Source organism: Olegusella sp., from assembly GCF_057238325.1.
In genome coordinates this window covers 40,105-59,138 of the sequence record NZ_DBHHGF010000012.1, presented here as the reverse complement: position 1 = coordinate 59,138, position 19,034 = coordinate 40,105, and the positions used below count along the sequence as shown (strand labels likewise).

General features: G+C 46.0%; 13 protein-coding genes and 1 CRISPR repeat array. Of the genes, 11 read left to right on the top strand and 2 right to left on the bottom strand.

What is annotated here, in order from left to right:
• Positions 1-786 carry a Fe-S cluster assembly ATPase SufC gene (gene sufC / locus ACO5JD_RS08295; protein ID WP_484989078.1) on the bottom strand — a complete coding sequence of 262 codons (786 nt, stop codon included), beginning with the start codon at positions 784-786 and terminating at the stop codon, positions 1-3.
• A gap of 360 nt (positions 787-1,146) precedes the next feature.
• On the opposite strand from sufC, the gene ACO5JD_RS08290 reads away from it, so the two are divergent.
• The 7 genes from ACO5JD_RS08290 to ybaK all read left to right on the top strand — a co-directional run bounded on the left by ACO5JD_RS08290 (position 1,147) and on the right by ybaK (position 10,522).
• On the top strand, positions 1,147-1,857 hold the full coding sequence (locus tag ACO5JD_RS08290) for a hypothetical protein (protein ID WP_484989076.1): 711 nt from the start codon (positions 1,147-1,149) through the stop codon (positions 1,855-1,857).
• A gap of 722 nt (positions 1,858-2,579) precedes the next feature.
• Positions 2,580-3,662 (top strand): 3-phosphoserine/phosphohydroxythreonine transaminase, encoded by a 1,083-nt coding sequence (serC, locus tag ACO5JD_RS08285; protein WP_484989074.1) that lies wholly within the window; start codon positions 2,580-2,582, stop codon positions 3,660-3,662.
• Between the two features lie 75 nt (positions 3,663-3,737).
• Positions 3,738-4,910: a 3-phosphoglycerate dehydrogenase family protein gene (locus tag ACO5JD_RS08280; protein WP_484989072.1), complete on the top strand. Its 1,173-nt coding sequence runs from the start codon at positions 3,738-3,740 to the stop codon at positions 4,908-4,910.
• 357 nt (positions 4,911-5,267) lie between these two features.
• Positions 5,268-6,185: a cysteine synthase A gene (gene cysK, locus ACO5JD_RS08275; RefSeq protein WP_484989094.1), complete on the top strand. Its 918-nt coding sequence runs from the start codon at positions 5,268-5,270 to the stop codon at positions 6,183-6,185.
• 2 nt (positions 6,186-6,187) lie between these two features.
• Complete coding sequence (epsC, locus tag ACO5JD_RS08270) at positions 6,188-6,946, top strand: serine O-acetyltransferase EpsC (RefSeq protein ID WP_484989070.1); 759 nt, start codon at positions 6,188-6,190, stop codon at positions 6,944-6,946.
• Positions 6,947-7,057: 111 nt separating this feature from the next.
• The gene (gene uvrA, locus ACO5JD_RS08265; protein WP_484989068.1) at positions 7,058-9,967 is read left to right on the top strand and encodes an excinuclease ABC subunit UvrA; all 2,910 of its coding nucleotides are present in this window, start codon (positions 7,058-7,060) and stop codon (positions 9,965-9,967) included.
• Positions 9,968-10,024: 57 nt separating this feature from the next.
• Positions 10,025-10,522, top strand: a complete 498-nt coding sequence (gene ybaK, locus ACO5JD_RS08260; protein WP_484989066.1) for a Cys-tRNA(Pro) deacylase — start codon at positions 10,025-10,027, stop codon at positions 10,520-10,522.
• 542 nt (positions 10,523-11,064) lie between these two features.
• Here ybaK and ACO5JD_RS08255 read toward each other — a convergent pair.
• A complete protein-coding gene (locus ACO5JD_RS08255; RefSeq protein WP_484989064.1) occupies positions 11,065-11,418 on the bottom strand; it encodes an MmcQ/YjbR family DNA-binding protein in 354 nt (117 codons plus the stop codon).
• A 316-nt stretch (positions 11,419-11,734) separates the two neighbouring features.
• Here ACO5JD_RS08255 and cas9 point away from each other — a divergent pair, with 316 nt between their 5' ends.
• The 4 genes from cas9 to csn2 are packed head-to-tail and all read left to right on the top strand — an operon-like array spanning position 11,735 to position 17,829.
• Entirely contained in the window at positions 11,735-15,949 is a 4,215-nt protein-coding gene (cas9, locus tag ACO5JD_RS08250; protein ID WP_484989062.1) for a type II CRISPR RNA-guided endonuclease Cas9, read from the top strand.
• Positions 15,939-16,817, top strand: a complete 879-nt coding sequence (gene cas1, locus ACO5JD_RS08245; protein WP_484989060.1) for a type II CRISPR-associated endonuclease Cas1 — start codon at positions 15,939-15,941, stop codon at positions 16,815-16,817. The genes cas9 and cas1 overlap by 11 nt, the downstream gene beginning before the upstream one ends.
• Positions 16,818-16,834: 17 nt before the next feature.
• Positions 16,835-17,143: a CRISPR-associated endonuclease Cas2 gene (gene cas2 / locus ACO5JD_RS08240; protein ID WP_484989058.1), complete on the top strand. Its 309-nt coding sequence runs from the start codon at positions 16,835-16,837 to the stop codon at positions 17,141-17,143.
• Complete coding sequence (gene csn2 / locus ACO5JD_RS08235; protein ID WP_484989056.1) at positions 17,140-17,829, top strand: type II-A CRISPR-associated protein Csn2; 690 nt, start codon at positions 17,140-17,142, stop codon at positions 17,827-17,829. Before cas2 ends, csn2 begins: the two co-directional genes overlap by 4 nt.
• 49 nt (positions 17,830-17,878) lie before the next feature.
• A CRISPR array of direct repeats spans positions 17,879-19,034; the repeat unit is 36 nt; unit sequence GTTTTGGTGCAGCGTTATTTTGACTGGTTAATCAAC.

Genomic DNA, 19,034 nt, shown 5'->3' with positions numbered 1-19,034 from the left:
CTACTCACCGTCCTCGGCAGCCGTAGCAACAGCGTTTTCGAAGCGCTCAAAGCCGTTACGGTCGATATCGTCAATCAAGGAAGCGGGGCCATCGGCAACAAGTCGACCCTTGACCATAACATGGGTGTGATTAACATCAAGACGCTCGAGAATGCGGGTGTTGTGCGTAATCATCAGCAGTGCGCCGTCGCAATCTTCGCGATAGGCTTCAATGCCACGAGATACAACGGAGAGCGCATCTACGTCGAGACCTGAGTCGGTTTCGTCAAGAATTGCCAGTTTGGGACGGAGCAGCAGAAGTTGTAGCATCTCGATTTTTTTCTTCTCGCCACCCGAGAAGCCTACATTGAGTTCACGGGTGAGAAAACTTTGATCCATGCTCAGTTGGTCGCAAATCTCGCCGACGCGCTGGCGGAATTTGCGGGCGTTCATCTTGAGCTCGGGGCGCATCTGCGTGATGGTGCGCAAAAACGAGTACAAAGGTACGCCAGGTACCTCGACGGGTGCCTGATAGGAGAGGAAGATACCAGCGAGACTACGTTTGTTGGCAGCTTGTTCGGTGATATCAATACCATCAAAAATAATTTGACCGTCGGTGATTTTGTAGGTGGGATCGCCCATGATGACGTGGCCCAACGTAGATTTTCCTGCGCCATTGGGTCCCATCAGGACATGGGCTTCGCCTGATGTAACTTCCAAGTTGGCATGATGGAGGATTTGCTTGTCCTCAGTGCCAGCGGAAATATTACGCACGCTGAGGAGTGTGTCATGAGTAGTGTCGGACATAAACGTCTCTCCGTTCGTATAGCTGCAGCAAGATGTAGCAACTCACGCTAGATAGGCGCGGTGATTGCGATATCGTGCTGCTGCCCCCTCTCTGAGAAAAGCTCCTGCTGGAGCAATTTCTTTGTGGAAACTCTCCGCGCTGAGGCGTCGCTATGGTGGCGTGTGCGCTCAAGTGAACTTCCTCTGCAGAAAAGCTCTCACCCAGAGAGGTTTCCCCTTTTTCTCCTAAATCATACTAACTGAGGGGTATTTAAACTGAAAGAGAAAATTTGGCTTTATTAAAGTCTTACAATACAAAATTGCTGTCCTACTAACGGGTTATTCACGCTAGAGTTTTAAATGAACAAAAGGAGGGCTGCCATGCTTACTAATAATCGATTTGAATTGATGGCTGTAGGTAAGCAGCTGGCAGCGGCTACATTGACGGCCGTGCTAGCAGGTTCTTTGATGGCATGCAGTGGCGGTACAGCAAAAAATATTCCAGCAGAAACAGGCGAAATAGGCTCTCAAGCTGCAGAAGGTTCAGCTATCAAGAAAGATGCAGCTAATACTGATATTACTGATACCCAAGAGTCCAAGGAGGGTTCTGCTGAAGGCTCGAATGCAACAACAAAGACGGTATCTACCGAAGCATATGCCAATAAAAAATATGGCTTTACATTCGATCCATCGTTTTGCAAAGACCTCAAAAAGTTAGATGAGACCGAGACTTCGGTGCATTTTAACAGCAAAAACTGGGAAATGGATCTTGTTGCGCAGGCAAAGGAAAATACTGCTAATCTCGGGGCTCAGGCAGTGGCTGATGCATATACCAAGTCAGCGGATAGCTCAATGGAGCCTGATGTTTTAGTAGATGAAGGCGACAGTGTCTCATACTGTCTGGTAGTTCAGGCTGAAAAAGATAAGGACGGCAAAGCAATCGTTGCAGTCTATATTTCTTATGTGGGTTCAGGCAGTATCCAAGGCCTGCGCGCAACCTTCCCAGCAAAAAAATATGCAAATTTAAGCGAGGAGCAAGCTCAGCAGCTTGTGATGTCTTTTGTCCCCGGCGATTTGAAGACGCGCCACTAGCAAACTTCAGGGTGCTTGCTGGTGATGTCTGACACCTAGCCGCCTAACCGTAAATTAGGTTCACAATTCCTCGCGTGCTATCGAAGGGTTCATAATTCCTCATCCTCTATATCCTGAGTATGCCAGGTGTCAAAAGTCACACTCTGTTTCATGCTAGGTGCCAAAAGCCACATTCTACTTCACTTTTTTAGCCAAAAGCCACACTCTGTTTCACGCGAAAAAAATCTACCTGTGCAAACGTGAAGACCGCTGAAGAGATCTGTGGCGTTTGACATTTTTTCTGAAACAGAACGTGGCGTTTGGCATGTAGAGCTACTTCGATTGAAAGAATCCGTGGCGTTGGGCAAGCAGAGCTGCGCCATTTGAAATGAAGTGTGGCTTTTGGCAAGCAGAACGGCGCTGCGTGAAACAGAACGTGGCTTTTGCCAAACGAAACTGTTCCCCTGTAAAGGTTAACGATTTGGGTGGCAACTTTAGGCGGTTCGAATGTTGCTAGATGCAAGATGATAGGTAACAAGCGGATTGCATATCGTCAGGTATGGTGTTGCCGACACGAAGATTAAATGCTGCCAAGCAGAGGCGCTGCATGACATAAAGATTATGAGAACGTAACGCTTCCATGTCAGCTCGTAACAAATCCGCGTCTGTCCAAAAAGCTGTGCGATAGTTTCCAGAGCGGTCGTGTGACCGCAAACTGCAACGATAGAGAGAATAGAGGACGTATGAGTCGCGTATACAATTTCAGCGCAGGGCCAGCCGTGCTACCGGAAGAAGTTCTCTCGTCTTGCCAGTCTGACCTGCTGGATTATCGCGGCTGTGGTATGTCCGTTATGGAAATGAGTCACCGTTCCGCTGTTTTTCAGGAGATTCTCGACGAAGCCGAAGCTGATCTCCGTGAGCTTCTTGCTGTTCCCGATAATTACAAAATTCTGTTTCTCAGTGGCTCGGCGCATCATCAGTTTGCGGCTGTGTGCATGAACCTTATGAAAAACTGTGTGGCTGATTATATCATCACAGGTCAGTGGGCCAAAAAGGCCTATGCAGAAGGCAAGCTATACGGTCAAGCAAACGTAGTAGCAAGCAGCGAAGATGCAACATTCAGCTACATTCCTGACTGTTCAAAACTCGCAATTGATGAGAAGGCTGATTTTGTTTATATCTGTGAAAACAACACCATCTATGGCACAAAATTTCACCAGCTGCCTTGCACTCGCGGCAAGATATTAGTTTCTGATGTATCAAGCTGTTTCCTCTCGGAGCCAATGGATATCTCTCGTTATGGTGTCGTTTATGGCGGCGTCCAAAAGAATATTGGCCCTGCAGGTATGACTATCAATATCATTCGCGAAGACCTTATTCGTGATGATGTATTGCCTGGTACTCCGACCGTAATGAAGTGGAAGACTCAGGCGGATAAAGGTTCTCTCTATAACACGCCTAATTGTTGGGATATTTATGTCTGCGGTCTCGTCTTTAAGTGGCTCAAAAAGCAGGGTGGACTTGCAGCAATGAAGCAGCTCAATATTGAAAAAGCCCAGCTTCTTTATGACTTCCTTGATGCGTCGTCGTTGTTTAAGGGTACTGTCCGTGCGGAGGATCGCTCTCTTATGAATGTGCCTTTCATAACGGGTGACAAGGCGCTTGATGCAGAATTTGTAAAGCAGGCAACCGTTGCGGGTCTTGTCAATCTCAAAGGTCATCGTAGCGTTGGTGGCATGCGCGCCAGTATCTATAACGCGATGCCCAAGCAGGGTGTTGAAACCTTAGTTAAATTTATGGGCGACTTTGAACTTGTACATAAATAGGGTGTTCACAAATAAAAGTTCAGACCGCGACTTGTCGCAACAAAACTTGCTGCAACAAAAATAGGGGAGATTCGTATGAAAGACCGCAAGGTTTATTGTCTCAATGCAATTTCTGCTGTTGGTACTGATAACTTCCGCACTGGTTATAGCCTTACCGATCAGCTAGATGATGCAGCGGGCGTAATGGTGCGTTCCGCAAAAATGCACGACATGGAGTTTCCGCCCAGCCTACGCGCTATTGCTCGAGCAGGCGCTGGTGTTAATAACATCCCGTTGGAGTGTTGCTCGGAAGCAGGCATTGTCGTCTTTAATACTCCTGGTGCCAATGCAAATTCTGTCAAGGAACTTGTGCTTGCGGGCATGCTGCTCGCGTCGCGCGACCTACTTGGCGGTGCTGCATGGGTGCGGGAAAATGCTCGTGATCCTGCTATTGCCAAGTCTGCTGAGAAGGCAAAAAAAGCCTTTGCTGGTCATGAAATCGCAGGTAAAACACTTGGCGTCGTGGGTTTGGGTGCCATTGGTTGGCGTGTGGCAAACGCTGCAATCGACCTTGGCATGAAGGTCATTAGTTACGATCCTTACATGTCGCTGAGCAGCGCTTGGCATTTGAGCCCACAGGTAGGCAATACCTCTGATCTGGGTGAACTTGCTGCTCAAAGTGATTTCTTGACTGTACATGTACCTGCAGGCGACAAGACGAGCAAGATGATTTCGGTCGATATAATCGCTCGCATGAAGCCAGGTGCAACATTGCTCAACTTCGCCCGCGATATCGTGGTTGATGAAGAAGCAGTTGCAGCAAGCTTGCAGGCTGGAAAGTTGCATAAATATGTGACCGACTTTGCAAATCCCCTGACGGCAAACCTATCTGGAGCAATTGTCCTGCCACACCTTGGCGCCTCTACCGAGGAAGCAGAAGATAACTGCGCACTCATGGCGGCACAGCAGCTTCAGAACTATCTCGATAATGGCAATATCACCAATTCTGTCAATTTCCCAGCTATTGATTTAGGTGTTTGCGAAACTGCATCTCGCGTATGCGTGTTGCATCGCAATGAGCCTAATATGCTGTCTCAAATTACAGGCTTTTTTGGCAAAGCAGGACTCAACATCGAAAATCTTGCCAACAAGAGCCGTGGTGCGTATGCGGTGACGCTGCTGGATATTGATGAGACAATGCCGCATGATACAGCAGAGCGTCTAGGAGATATTGCCGGAGTTCTTCGCGTGCGCCGTATTGAGGGTTAGTCTGCGAGCAGATGGCATCAGTTCCAACCTGCCTGCCACATATAGGGATTCTGGCTGGTTAGTCCACGAGCAAAACGAGGCATCAGTAGAGCAGAACTGTGTATGATTGCGACGCACAAAGCAGCAAAAAAAATAACGCGCGACTCATGTTTGGGCCGCGCGTCTTTTGTGTGCGCGTCTTTTGTTACATAAAGGGATATTCATACGTTATAAGTAGGAATTAAGGGTATAGTGACTCGGTAGAAAAATACGCCGCTCGTGGGTGAACACTACTGTTGTTTTTGTCTACATGCGTCGGAATGGGCATTGCCAAATCAGGGGAGATTTGACCTGCTCATTTGCTTGGAAGAGGAGTACATCATGAAGATTGCAAATCGTGTAGAAGACCTTATTGGCTCTACGCCTCTTATTGATTTGTCAGCCCTAGCATCTAACAGCTCTGCTCGCATTCTTGGTAAGTATGAGGCCAAAAATCCTGGTGGATCTATCAAAGATCGAGTTGCGCTTTTTATGCTCAATGCAGCCGAAAAAAATGGCAGTCTCGCTCCTGGTGGTACCATCATTGAGCCCACCTCGGGTAATACCGGCGTTGGTCTTGCAATGCTTGCTGCCGCTCGAGGCTATCATCTTATCTTGACGATGCCCGATACTATGAGTATTGAGCGTCGCCGTCTTGCTGCAAGTTATGGTGCAGAGATTGTCCTTACGCCTGGTGCCGAGGGTATGGCAGGTGCAGTCAACAAGGCCGAAGAGTTGCACGCAGCAATCCCTGCCTCCATTATTGCAGGTCAGTTTTCCAATCCTGTCAATCCACAGGCTCATTATGAGACTACGGGCCCCGAAATTTGGCGTGATACCAATGGAAGCGTTACAGCAATTGTGGCGGGTGTCGGCACGGGTGGCACAATTTCAGGTACTGCTCGCTACCTCAAAGAGCAAAACGCTGACGTTCGAGCAATTGCTGCCGAACCTGCAGAATCTCAAGTGCTCGCTGGTAAACCTGCTGGTCCTCACAAAATTCAAGGTATAGGTGCCAACTTTGTTCCCAAAAACTATGATGCAGATCTTATTGATGAGGTGCTTCCTGTAACATCTGCGCGCGCCATTGAGCTTAAAAAACTCCTTGCAGAGAAACTCGGTCTGCTTGTGGGTATTTCCTCAGGCGCCTCGGTTGCTGCGGCTTTGGAGCTTGCCTCTCGCGAAAACTATGCTGGAGCAACTATCGTTGCAATTTTGCCCGATACGGGTGAACGTTACCTCTCAATGGAGTTCTAAGCATGGCACCAATCACCCCAACCCCCATCAACGCAAGTGCGCCAACGGCCGAAGGTGTACCCCTGCGTCAGCTGATGCGCGAAGATCTTGATGCAGTGTTTGCACGTGATCCTTCGGCAACTTCGCTTTCCCGTGTGATTATGTTTTCAGCGGGCTTGCGTATTGTTTGGGCATATCGTTGGCAACATTGGCTGTGGCAGCATGGTCATACGTTTTTGGCACGTCTGTCACATCGTCGTACCCGCCGTCGTTATGGTTCGGATATCCATCCTGCTGCCCATATTGGACGTCGCTTTGCTGTGGATCACGGCGTGGGTGTGGTGATCGGCGAAACTGCCATTGTGGGAGATGATTGTCTTATCTACCAGGGCGCGACATTGGGCATGACAGGTAAGAGCTTTGCTGCAACAGGCAAACGCCATCCCACAGTGGGCGCAGGTGTGCTCATCGGTGCAGGTGCCATTGTGTTGGGCGATATTACGATTGGTGATTGCTCCAACGTTGGAGCTGGTTGTGTTGTGGTTAAACCTGTGCCTGAAAATTCCACCGTTGTGGGTATTGCGGCACATATCATTGGCGACCGTCGGACGTGTCCGGCAGACGATGCTAATTGGGGTGTTTTGCTGCGTACGAGCCCCGAACTTCAAGCTCGCCTTGACGCGGTGAGTCGCGAGTTTGGCGTGGAAAAGCAGAGCACATCACAGCAAACTATCGCAGCTGCCGATTGCAACTGCCCCCAAACAGACAGGGTGGCACAATAGGGAATCTATGCTGTCCTGCTGAGTTGCTAGAATTTAAAAAGAATTCATCACGATTTGTCCTTGGGCATCTTGGGTGATGTCGTAGGGACATGTAGATAAGTGAGGCGCCGTATGGCTTCGGAAAGCATTGTTATTCGCGGAGCGCGTGAGCACAATCTGCGCGATATCAACGTCACCATCCCTCGCGACAAACTTGTGGTTATTACAGGTTTGTCGGGATCAGGCAAGTCGAGCTTGGCATTTGACACTATATATGCTGAGGGTCAGCGCCGCTATGTCGAGAGTCTTTCCAGCTATGCGCGCCAATTTTTAGGACAGATGGACAAGCCAGATCTCGATTCTATTGATGGTTTGTCGCCGGCGGTTTCCATCGATCAAAAAACAACCTCGCGCAATCCTCGCTCCACCGTAGGTACTGTTACAGAAATCTATGATTATCTGCGACTTCTCTATGCACGTGTAGGTGTGCCTCACTGCCCTGAGTGCGGTCGTGTCATCGAGCGTCAGACTACCGATCAGGTATCGGATAAGGTTCTCGAGGCGGGCATGGGTCGTCGTGCCTACGTGCTGGCACCCGTGATTGTGGGTCGCAAAGGTGAGTACACCAAGCTTTTTGAAGATCTTGCCAAAGAAGGTTTTTCGCGCGTGCGTGTTGATGGTGAAATTCGTGAGCTTGGCGGAGAAGAAATTCGTTTGGACAAGAAGTTCAAACACAGTATTGAGGTTGTGGTAGACCGCGTAGTTATCAAGGAAAATTCACTTGGGCGTATCGCCGAAGCTGTTGAGCAAGCAACACGTCTTGCGGAGGGTAGGGTAGCCTTTTACCTGCTTCCTGAGCGCGATGCACCCGAGGGTAGCGAGGGTGATTTGCTGGAATACTCTCTTGACCTTGCTTGCCCAATACATGGTCATTCTATTGGTGATTTGCAGCCGCGTGATTTTTCTTTCAATGCACCTTATGGCGCCTGCCCCGACTGTGATGGTTTGGGTACCAAGCGTATGGTTGATGCCGAAGCGTTGATTGAAGACCCCAGCTTGTCTGTAGCAAGTGGGGCTTTTGGCAGCATCTTTGGTCATTCCAACTACTATCCACAGATTTTGGCTGCTGTATGTCGTCATTTTGATGTTGATCCTGAAACTCCTTGGCAAGACCTACCAAAAAAAGTGCGTACTGCTCTGCTTGATGGTACGGGATCAGCCAAGATTCGCGTGGACTACCATACTCGTGATGGTCGTGATACCAATTGGACAATTCAGTTTTCTGGTGTGCACTCGATTCTCTTTGACAAGTATCAAGAGACGAGCTCAGATAGCATGCGTGCACAACTGGATCGATATATTCGCGAAGTACCTTGCCCTACTTGTCATGGCGCGCGACTCAAACCCGAGTATCTTGCGGTGACCATTGGTGGCGTCAATGCAAAGGGTGAGGGTGTGCCCGAACGCAATATTTGGGAACTCTGCGAGCTTTCTTGTAAAGATGCTCTGACGTATTTCCGTGGTCTGCATTTGACTGAGCGTCAGCAGCTCATCGGGGCTCCTATCGTGAAAGAAATCCTTGCCCGCCTGCAATTCTTGGTGAATGTGGGTTTGGATTATCTGACGCTTTCTCGTGCAGCAGCGACGTTATCTGGCGGCGAAGCCCAGCGTATTCGTCTGGCAACCCAAATTGGTGCTGGTCTCATGGGCGTACTCTATATTCTCGACGAGCCATCAATTGGTCTGCACCAGCGTGACAACGACCGTCTGATTGCAACCTTAGGTAACCTGCGTGACCAAGGTAATACGGTTATTGTGGTTGAGCACGACGAGGACACAATCCGTGCGGCAGACTATGTTATCGATATGGGTCCTGGTGCTGGTGAAAATGGTGGTGGAGTTGTTGCCGCAGGTACACCAGCTGAAATTGCTGCTAACCCTGATTCCTTGACGGGGGCCTATCTTACTGGCAAGCGTATGGTGGCACTGCCTGAGGGTCGCCGCAATCCTGGTCGTGGTGCACTTAAAATTAGGGGTGCGACTGCCAATAACCTCCGTGGCGTTAATGCCAAAGTCGAGTTCGGCACGCTTACGGTGGTGACGGGGGTGTCAGGTTCGGGTAAATCTTCGCTGGTTACAGATACTTTGGCACCTGCACTCACCAATGCGATTCAACGTAGCAAACGACCCGTGGGTCCTTATCGCAAACTTGAGGGTGTAGAAGAAATCGACAAGGTTATTGATATCGATCAGTCACCCATCGGTCGTACACCTCGTTCAAACCCTGCAACCTATATTGGACTTTGGGACGATTTGCGTGCACTTTTTGCTTCGACTCCCGAGAGTCGTGCGCGTGGTTACAACCCAGGACGTTTTTCATTTAACGTATCGGGTGGCCGCTGCGAGGCCTGCAAGGGCGACGGTCAAATCAAGATCGAGATGAACTTCTTGCCTGATGTCTATGTGCCTTGCGAAGTTTGTCATGGCAAGCGTTATAACCGAGAGACTTTGCAAGTTCTCTATCATGGCAAGTCGATCTCGGACGTGTTGGACATGACAGTGACTGAGGCCTTGGCGTTTTTCTCGGCCATTCCAAAGATTAAAAATAAGCTCAAGACGCTCTATGATGTGGGCTTGGGTTATGTACATCTGGGTCAGCCCGCAACAACGTTATCTGGTGGCGAGGCTCAGCGTGTAAAGCTGGCAAAAGAGCTGCATCGCCAGCAGACGGGTCGCACTTTTTACATCCTTGACGAGCCGACAACGGGTTTGCATTTTGAGGATGTGCGTCAGTTAGTTGACGTGTTGGAACGTCTAGTAGATGCAGGTAATACGGTGCTTGTCATTGAACATAACCTTGACGTAATCAAGATGGCAGATCGTATTATCGACCTTGGACCAGAAGGCGGAGCGGGTGGCGGCACGATTGTTGCTTATGGCACGCCCGAGCAGGTGGTGCAGGTGCCCGAGAGCTATACCGGCAAGTATTTGGCACCTATCCTTGAACGCGATCGTGCTCGTATGAAAGCAAAGAAGAGCTAAGTGCTGCGGTGGTTTTTTATTTGAGACACTACTGCTTTGCTTGGCTAGGGGAGCTACATGGCAAAAAAAGACAAGGTACAAAAGACAAATGCGATGCGCGAACTGGATCGTGCTGGCATTAGTTATGAGGTGCTCGAACTTGAAGGTGAGGAGGATATCTCGCGTGGTTTGGGCGTACGCATGGCACGTGAAGCTGGCGAGGATCCTGATTCGGCGTTTAAGACTTTGGTGTGCGTGGCGCCGTCGGGAAACCATGTTGTGTGTTGCATTCCTGTAGCGCAGAAAGTCGATCTTAAAAAAGCTGCAGCTGCGGCAGGGGAGAAGTCTCTGTCGCTTTTTCCTTGGCGCGAGCTGGAAGGTTTGACAGGGTATGTGCGCGGAGGTTGCTCTCCTATTGGTATGAAACGACAACTGCCAACCTTGATTGATGAGACTGCTCAGCTGTTTGAGCGCATTTCAGTGTCGGGTGGGCGACGCGGCTTATCTTTGATGGTAGAGCCGGATGCATTACTTGGTTTCCTCGGAGCAAGCTACGCCGATATTACCCGTGTATAGGAAAACATGACGCAAATGCATGGAGCGAGGCGGTTCCTATCCTTAACATATGGCCGTGGTAACTAGCTTTTCTGACCCCTCTTCGCTCTGAGAGACGGTTTGCGCCATTTAGCTCTGTTATTGGATAAGATATTTATGTTTGAAATATGGACATATGTCATCTACCAGCGAGTTTGTTAAAACCAAAAAGTGCGGCAAAACACGGGAAAATAGCTGCCTTTCAAAATAGGTCTTTTACCAGCGAAAACACTGAGACTCAAAAACAGGGCAATGGCGCACATCGACCCTCAGAGCGAATAGGGGTAGCTATCCTCTCATATTTAATAAGGTCTAATTAAGGAAAGTCTTATTTTGTACGTGCGTGCCAACGTAAAATTTTTTTGGGCACTGACTAGAAAATCTTTTCTTCAGCTGCGGGAAGCGTCTCACGAAAGATTCGATAAAGTCCTTGCAGATGGGGTTTTTCTCATCAGGCTGCTGGTCAATGTAGTTTTGGATAGGGCTTTGCATGGCTTAGCTCGTCGCCTTCTGCTGAGAATTGCTTACGCTGTCAGTGCGCGAGAATCCGCAATGAGGCTCTCAATCAGTCCATCTGGCACGCTACTATCAAGCAGAACCGAGATCCAGTGACGATGGTTCATGTGGTAGCCAGGAAATATTCCGTCGCCGAGTGTAAGTGCTGCTCCGTCAGCAGGGTCTACTTTGAGATTGACGATGTCTACGAGTTCATCTCCTGCAAGTCCCAACTGACTACGTTTAACGCGAAGCAGAGCTGCAAACCATTTTCGATTATGCGTATTGCGCAAAATTGCATTATCAGGCATCGACATCCAAGGGTATTCTGGCTCGATACCGTATTCGTTTTTGACATATGCAAGCAGCTCGCTGCGATTCATAGGTGTCCTTTGGCGGGATGGGGATGCGTTTGGGGTTATTGTGGCATAGACAGACAGAATTATATGCAATCTACCCTTTTACAAATAATTTACCGCTTACCTAAAAGCTTACCTAATAAAAATTTATAAAGCCTCGATGGCGATATATTAAGAAGCGGAGTAAAAAATTGCTTCTAGCCGTCGGCTAGAAGCAAAGCCTCCTACGAGGCGTCCCCGTAGGGACATTAAGGGCAAGCCTTTATTTTGACTCGCAGCGTTACTTTGACTGGTAATCAAAGTAATCTCGATTATAGCGGGAAAAGGAGAGGTAGCAAGAATGAATCTTCGAAATGTCGGTGAATATGCTGTTGGTCTCGATTTGGGTACAGGTTCAGTAGGTTGGGCAGTTACTGACGCTAGCACTGGAGACATTCTGCACTTTAAAGGAAAGCCGACTTGGGGATCTCGTCTTTTTCCTTCTTCGGATACAGCTGCAACAACTAGACAAAAGCGTGCACAACGCAGACGCTACGCAAGACGTCGTCAGCGTATCGAAAAGCTCCAAGAGCTCTTTATTCCAGAAATTGAAAAAGTTGATCCAGAATTCTTCATTAGGCTGAACCAAAGCAGACTTATCAAAGCTGATAGAAACCCTAATTTTTATACAGAGTACAGCTATCCATTATTTAATGATAAAGATTTCAAAGAGTCAGATTATTACGAAGAATTTCCTACTATCTGGCATTTGCGGAAACATCTCATGGAGTTAGGTGAAAAGGCAGATATCCGCCTAGTTTATCTTGCCCTACATAACATCGTTAAGTATCGTGGCAATTTTCTCCAAGAGAATAATAAAGATTTGCGTGCAGCAAATGCAAATGCTGGAGCAGCTGCGATTGACCTGACTAATGCGCTCGAGGAATATTTCTCGCTGCATGAAGACGAGTCTGCAGTAACATGCGCTCCCAATACTGCTGACCTGCAAATGGCACTTGAACAACAGGGCTTGAGGAATGGTGAGCGCCTTGACAGAATCGTTGCTGCACTAAATGTGTCTGATCGTGCGATGGCGAAGCTGTTTGCGAAAGCATGTATTGGTCAGAAGGTTGAGTTTTCTAAGCTTGCGTTTGGAATGGAAAATCAAGAGGGAACAAATGTATATATCTGGGATGATGATAAATATGATGTTCTTATCTCACTATGTCCCGAGGATTTTATTTCCGTTCTAGGAGCATTGAAAAATGCGTATTCAGCGTATGTTCTTTCAGATTTACTTGCAGGTAAGCAAAGCATTTCTGCTTCGTTGATTGATTCTTATGAGCAACATCAAAAGGACTTACGAATCGTTAAGGCGCTGGTTCGTGAGTATCTAGGGTTAAAAGAATATAGGAGGCTCTTTCGCGGTCCCAAATTTGCCAATGGGGACTACGACTTCAATAAGGTTGCAAAGCCAAGTTATACAGGTTACATCCTGGGAGAGTCTCTCTGTAATAAGCAAGGCACTACGAGGGAAGAGCTTGTTAAAGAATTGAAGAGAGTGTTTGATGATTGTTCAGCAATTCAAGCAGACAAGCGATATCAGAAGATTAAGCAGCGACTTGAGGATGATCCTAAGTTTCTTATAAAGCAAAAAACTCGTGCAAATGGTGCCATTCCTTATCAACTACATCTCGAGGAGATGCACCAGATTATCGAGAAGCAGGGAAAGTACTATCCTTTTTTAGTAGAGCAGCAAGACCTTATTGAAAAGCTTGTTAGTTCAAGGATTCCATATTATGTTGGTCCGCTTAATGGTGGTCATGACCCGAACAATTCCTATCCTACAAATCCGATAGACCCAAAGCGAAAGTTTGCATGGTCGGTACGTAAACCTGGGATGGAGCATGAAAAGGCATATCCTTGGAACGTCGATGAAGTAATAGACTCAGAAGAAACTGCAGAACGTTTTATTCGTAGGATGACCGGAACGTGCACGTATCTCTATGGTGAGCCTGTGGTTCCTAGGTGTTCACTTCTTTATGAAGAGTTTTGTGTGCTCAATGAGCTAAATGGAGCTCGGTGGGGCGAAGGCGATGGAGACGCTCATCGTTTCGATAGTTCAGATCGAATAGAAATTCTTGAACAGCTTTTCAAGAAGAGAAAGAGGGTTACTCACAAAGCTATTGCGGCTTGGCTTGAAATTAATCATGGAGTAACGAACGTAAAAATTAGCGGCACTCAAGCCGAAAATGCCTTTGAGTCCAAACTGAACTCTTATAACGATTTTTGTAACTTACTTGGGGTGGATGGTCTTGAAGATGTTTGCTCTTTGACGAGGAATGAAATTGAGCAAATTATCCTTTGGGTAACTGTATTTGAAGATAAAAAGCTGTTACTACAAAAGCTTCAGCGTACATTTGGTGATAAGTTAAGCGAAAAACAGATTGCTAGTATTATGCGCAAACCCTATGCAGGGTGGGGAAGGCTTTCCTCCAAACTTCTCACTGGTATAAAGCGCGAAACTCCTTTTGGGCGAGTAAGTATTTTGGATGTTATGCGTGATGGTGATCCCCGTCCAGGTCATCATCTCGATGCGATGAACTTTATGGAAATACTTCGAGAAAAGGACTTTGGATTCCAAGATCGTATTGATGAGATTAATAAAAAACGTACAAAGGAATCTGGGTTGCTATTGTCGGTAGAGGATTTGCCGGGATCTCCTGCCCTGCGGCGCAGCGTTAATCAAGCAATGCGCATCTTGGACGAAATCGTACATATTGCAGGAAAAGAACCGACTCGTATTGTTATTGAAGTTACTAGGGATCGAGACGAGAAAAATAGCGGGAAACGTACTAAAAAACGCTATGTCAAGCTAAAAGAAGCGATTTCTGCTCTCAAGACAGATGTAATTACTTTTGATCCTTCTCTGAAAAAGGAGCTTGAGGAAAAGAAAGACTTACTTGATAGTGAACGTTTAATGCTCTATTTCCAGCAATGCGGGAAGTCTTTGTATTCGGGTAAACCTTTGGACATTAATCGTCTGAGTGAATATCAAATCGACCACATTATTCCGCAGTGCTATATCAAAGATGACAGCCTGGACAATAAGGCGCTCGTTCTTGCTAGTGAAAATCAAATCAAGCTGGATTCACTTCTTCTAGATAAATCAATCATTCGTAGTCAGAAGTGGCGTTGGCAAGAGCTTCATCGAGCAGGACTGATTTCCGATAAAAAGTTTCGCAATTTGACATGCACTGAGATCAGCGATCGCATGATGAAAGGCTTCATTAATCGGCAGCTTGTTGAGACAAGTCAAATTGTTAAGTTTGTAAGGCAAATGTGCGAGCAGAGATATGAAAGTTCGGAAGTTGTATCACTCCGCGCATCTCTCTCGCACAATCTTCGAGATCGCTGCGGTTTTGTCAAGTGCAGAGAATTAAATGATTATCACCACGCGCATGATGCGTATCTCGCCTGTCAAGTAGCTCGCTTTATCAGTATCCGTTACCCTCGATGGCAAGATGGTATCAACAGAGAATTTATTAATAAATATATAAAACAGCTTGCAAAAGAAGGTAAAGCTTCAGGTAAGTTCTTTGCAGGTAAATCAGGCTTTATAATTGATAGTTTTATGCGCGATGGTTTCGATAGAGAAACTGGAGAGATATTCAGAGATGGTTGGGACGCCAGTTTTGAGATTGCGCGTATGCGTTGCGTGCTAGGTTACAAAGATTGTTTTATCACTCGGATGCCTGAGGAGCAGACAGGGGCTTATTGGGAGGAAACTATCTATTCTCCGTTGGATACAAAAAACGGGAAAAACTTACAAATTCCTCTTAAGCAATCTGGGAAAGAAGGTTATCTTGATCCCAGAAAATATGGTGGAACTAATACCGCATTTAACGCATACTTCTTTGCCTTTGTTGCAAAGGATGCAAGAGGAAGGGATAAATACTTTTTTGAGGGTGTTCCTGTATATCTTGCGAAACAGGTTAAAGAACAACCCCAGCTACTAGTGGATTTTGCTAATTCTATTGCAGCGATAAAGAGATGTTCTACTGCAAAGATTCTAAGGGGTAAAGTTCCTTTACGTCAGAAGTTCCTGTTAGATGGCACTCCCTTTTATCTTGGAGGGAGAACTGGTAATAAGAACGTCATTTTATCTGGTGTTGAATTTGCTTGTGGGATAGATATGGCAAAAGAAATTGGTACCGCTATCGAACATCCTAGAGAACTGTCAAGAGAAAAACTTATATCAATTATTAAAATTCTTGTTACTACTATTGAGAACAATTGTAGCCGACAGGCTGAGTTAATTAATTTCAGTCGATTTGAGGATAAATTAGATGAATTGGATGAAAACGCCGCATCTAATGTAGTAAATAATTTACTCGGTGTCATAAATGGCGCAAAGCAATCTTGTGACTTAAGTGATTTGGGGGGATCAAAACAATCAGGATTTATGCGTCCAAATATTGCCACGTTGCTTGAAGATATAACTTGGTGCTACCCCTCAATTACTGGCATGTTCGAGCAGAGAGTTTCATTTGAGGACCTGAAAAATGGGATTTAGAGCTGTCTGTATTGAGAGCCGTGCAAAGTGTTCGTATTCAGGTGGTTATTTGGTGGTTACAACGGGTGATGTAACCACCAAGATTCACTTGTCTGAGATTTCAACACTTACATTTGGAACAACACAGGTTTATGTAAGCGGCTATCTCATGGCTGAACTTGCGCAAAACAAGATCCCCGTCTCTTTTTGTAATGAAAAACGTTTCCCTGAAGCGGTTTCTTTACCTTTGCATGGATCATATAACTGTCTAGAAGGTGTTGAAAACCAGTTGAAATGGAGTTTGCCTTCAAAAAAGCGGCTTTGGCAAAAAGTAATTCGTCACAAGATTTTAAAGCAAGCAGAAGTGTTAGCGCTGCTTGAAATTCCTGCAGGAGAACAGCGGTTGAAGCAGTATGCGGAGGAGGTACGCTCAGGGGATCCTACAAACCGTGAAGCTACCGCAGCTGCACTTTATTTTGCTTCACTTTTTGGAGCCGACTTCACTCGCGATTCTGAGAACTGGATTAATGCAAGCCTAAATTACGGCTACTCAGTATTACTATCCCGAGTTTCACGTGAACTGATTTCGCACGGCTACCTTACCCATGTAGGTATTTGCCATAAGGGGCGTAATAATCACTGGAATTTTGCATGTGATTTAATGGAACCATTCCGTCCCTTTATTGACTATCTAATTGTTTCCTCAGGACTTGATGATTTCAACAAACCGATGAGGTGTCTCTTGATTGATTCGCTCAGTCATCTTGTTAATTACAAGGATGGGACATACAAAATGGCATCAGTGATAAAGATGTATGTAAAAGACTGTGTTGACTGTCTTGATAGAAAACTATCGGCTGATGATATTGAAATCTATGAGGTTCAATGATGCAAAGGGTACGTCTGATGAGACTTATTGTCTTTTTTGATTTGCCAAATGATACATATAAACAAAAGAAAAATTATCGTTTGTTCAGAAAATACTTATTAAAAAATGGCTATCTCATGATGCAGGAGTCTGTCTATTCAAAACTGGCGATAAATAGTCGGATTGCAGATGGATTGATAGCTCAGTTACATTCCAACAAGCCTCCCGAAGGCTTAGTACAGGTCCTAAAAATTACTGAAAAGCAATATGAAACTATTGAGTTTATTGCTGGCGGACCTGTTAACCGAAAAGAGCTTGAGGATACGGATTCCTTGGTAGTGTTATGAAACTACAATTTACGAGGCTGGAAGAGACAATATGCTTCTCGGCAGACCAAGTTGTGACCTTGCAAATTGAAGATCGACAGTTATTTTCCAGAGTTATTTCCTCTTTAATATCAGAGGAAGGAGAGGAAGCAATAGAGCCTTATAGGTTTTGGGAGAATGACGAGAAAAAGATTTCTCCAAAAAGAGCTGTACTTGTAATTAATACACTGCCTGCTCTTCCTCTCATGGATAGAGTGTTTCTAGGAAAGCTATATGAACATATTTCAAGCGCTTTAGAACAGGATACTGAGCGAGCTGAAACGTCTACCGAAATCTCTAGACAATTAATTATGGATTGTGAGAATCTAAACACAACGCTTTGGGGAACATATAGTTTCAATACATCTTGGAGCTTAGCAACGTTCCTAAAGGCATTCTGCTTTGGTCCTTCAGTCGACCAAGGTGAGTCGATCCTTGATAATTTTATTAGTTTCTTTGGGCTCTGTGCGGATATTAATTTCAACAAGCCACTGGTTTTGGTAAATATGAAAAGTTTTTTTAATAAAAATGAGCTTGAAACCCTCTTTGAACAGGCAATTTTTTATGGAATTGAATTACTTTTGCTAGAATCTTGGAATGATGAGACTCAGTATCAACACGAACGAAAATTAGTCGTTGACCAGGGGTTTGTTGAGAATTGGATGTAGTGCATACCAGTCAAAAAACCGTCTTTTGCAGCGAGATTTTGCACAATCGGTTTTGGTGCAGCGTTATTTTGACTGGTTAATCAACCATAGCATTGCGCTGAACAACGGCATAGGCGTTTTGGTGCAGCGTTATTTTGACTGGTTAATCAACGAGGACACGTCATTCTCGCTTCTCAGCCCCGTTTTGGTGCAGCGTTATTTTGACTGGTTAATCAACTAAGAATTGAGTCTACCTCGTCTACAATAGGTTTTGGTGCAGCGTTATTTTGACTGGTTAATCAACTCGCGGGCGCAAAGATTGTTGTCGGCACCAAGTTTTGGTGCAGCGTTATTTTGACTGGTTAATCAACAAACAGCTTGTAGACTTGAACTTTGACCAGTGTTTTGGTGCAGCGTTATTTTGACTGGTTAATCAACTAAGAATTGAGTCTACCTCGTCTACAATAGGTTTTGGTGCAGCGTTATTTTGACTGGTTAATCAACTTCGCAACCGAAGTTTTTCATGAGATGCATGTTTTGGTGCAGCGTTATTTTGACTGGTTAATCAACTTTTTACGGCTTTGTTTGTCATTTTGACCTGTTTTGGTGCAGCGTTATTTTGACTGGTTAATCAACTCATCAGGGGTGGTGCTATAGGCATGGCCGTTTTGGTGCAGCGTTATTTTGACTGGTTAATCAACGGTGTCGAAGATACGCGTCACGATGTGATAGTTTTGGTGCAGCGTTATTTTGACTGGTTAATCAACCGCATTTTTGTGCGCTTACTCGTAAGCCTTGTTTTGGTGCAGCGTTATTTTGACTGGTTAATCAACCGTCACCGTTGTAGAACTTGGCCGTAGAGCGTTTTGGTGCAGCGTTATTTTGACTGGTTAATCAACGCCTGTCATACGACGAGCTGCTAAATCTCCGTTTTGGTGCAGCGTTATTTTGACTGGTTAATCAACTACCATCGCCGTAGCGTCCGCTTCCTTGTGGTTTTGGTGCAGCGTTATTTTGACTGGTTAATCAACTGCCACGGCTACGCCTTCTTGGAGAGGTAGTTTTGGTGCAGCGTTATTTTGACTGGTTAATCAACTCTGAATCCGTAATCTTTACTGGCATATTGTTTTGGTGCAGCGTTATTTTGACTGGTTAATCAACCGCTCGTCTCCATCCAAGTTCGCCCATGCGTTTTGGTGCAGCGTTATTTTGACTGGTTAATCAAC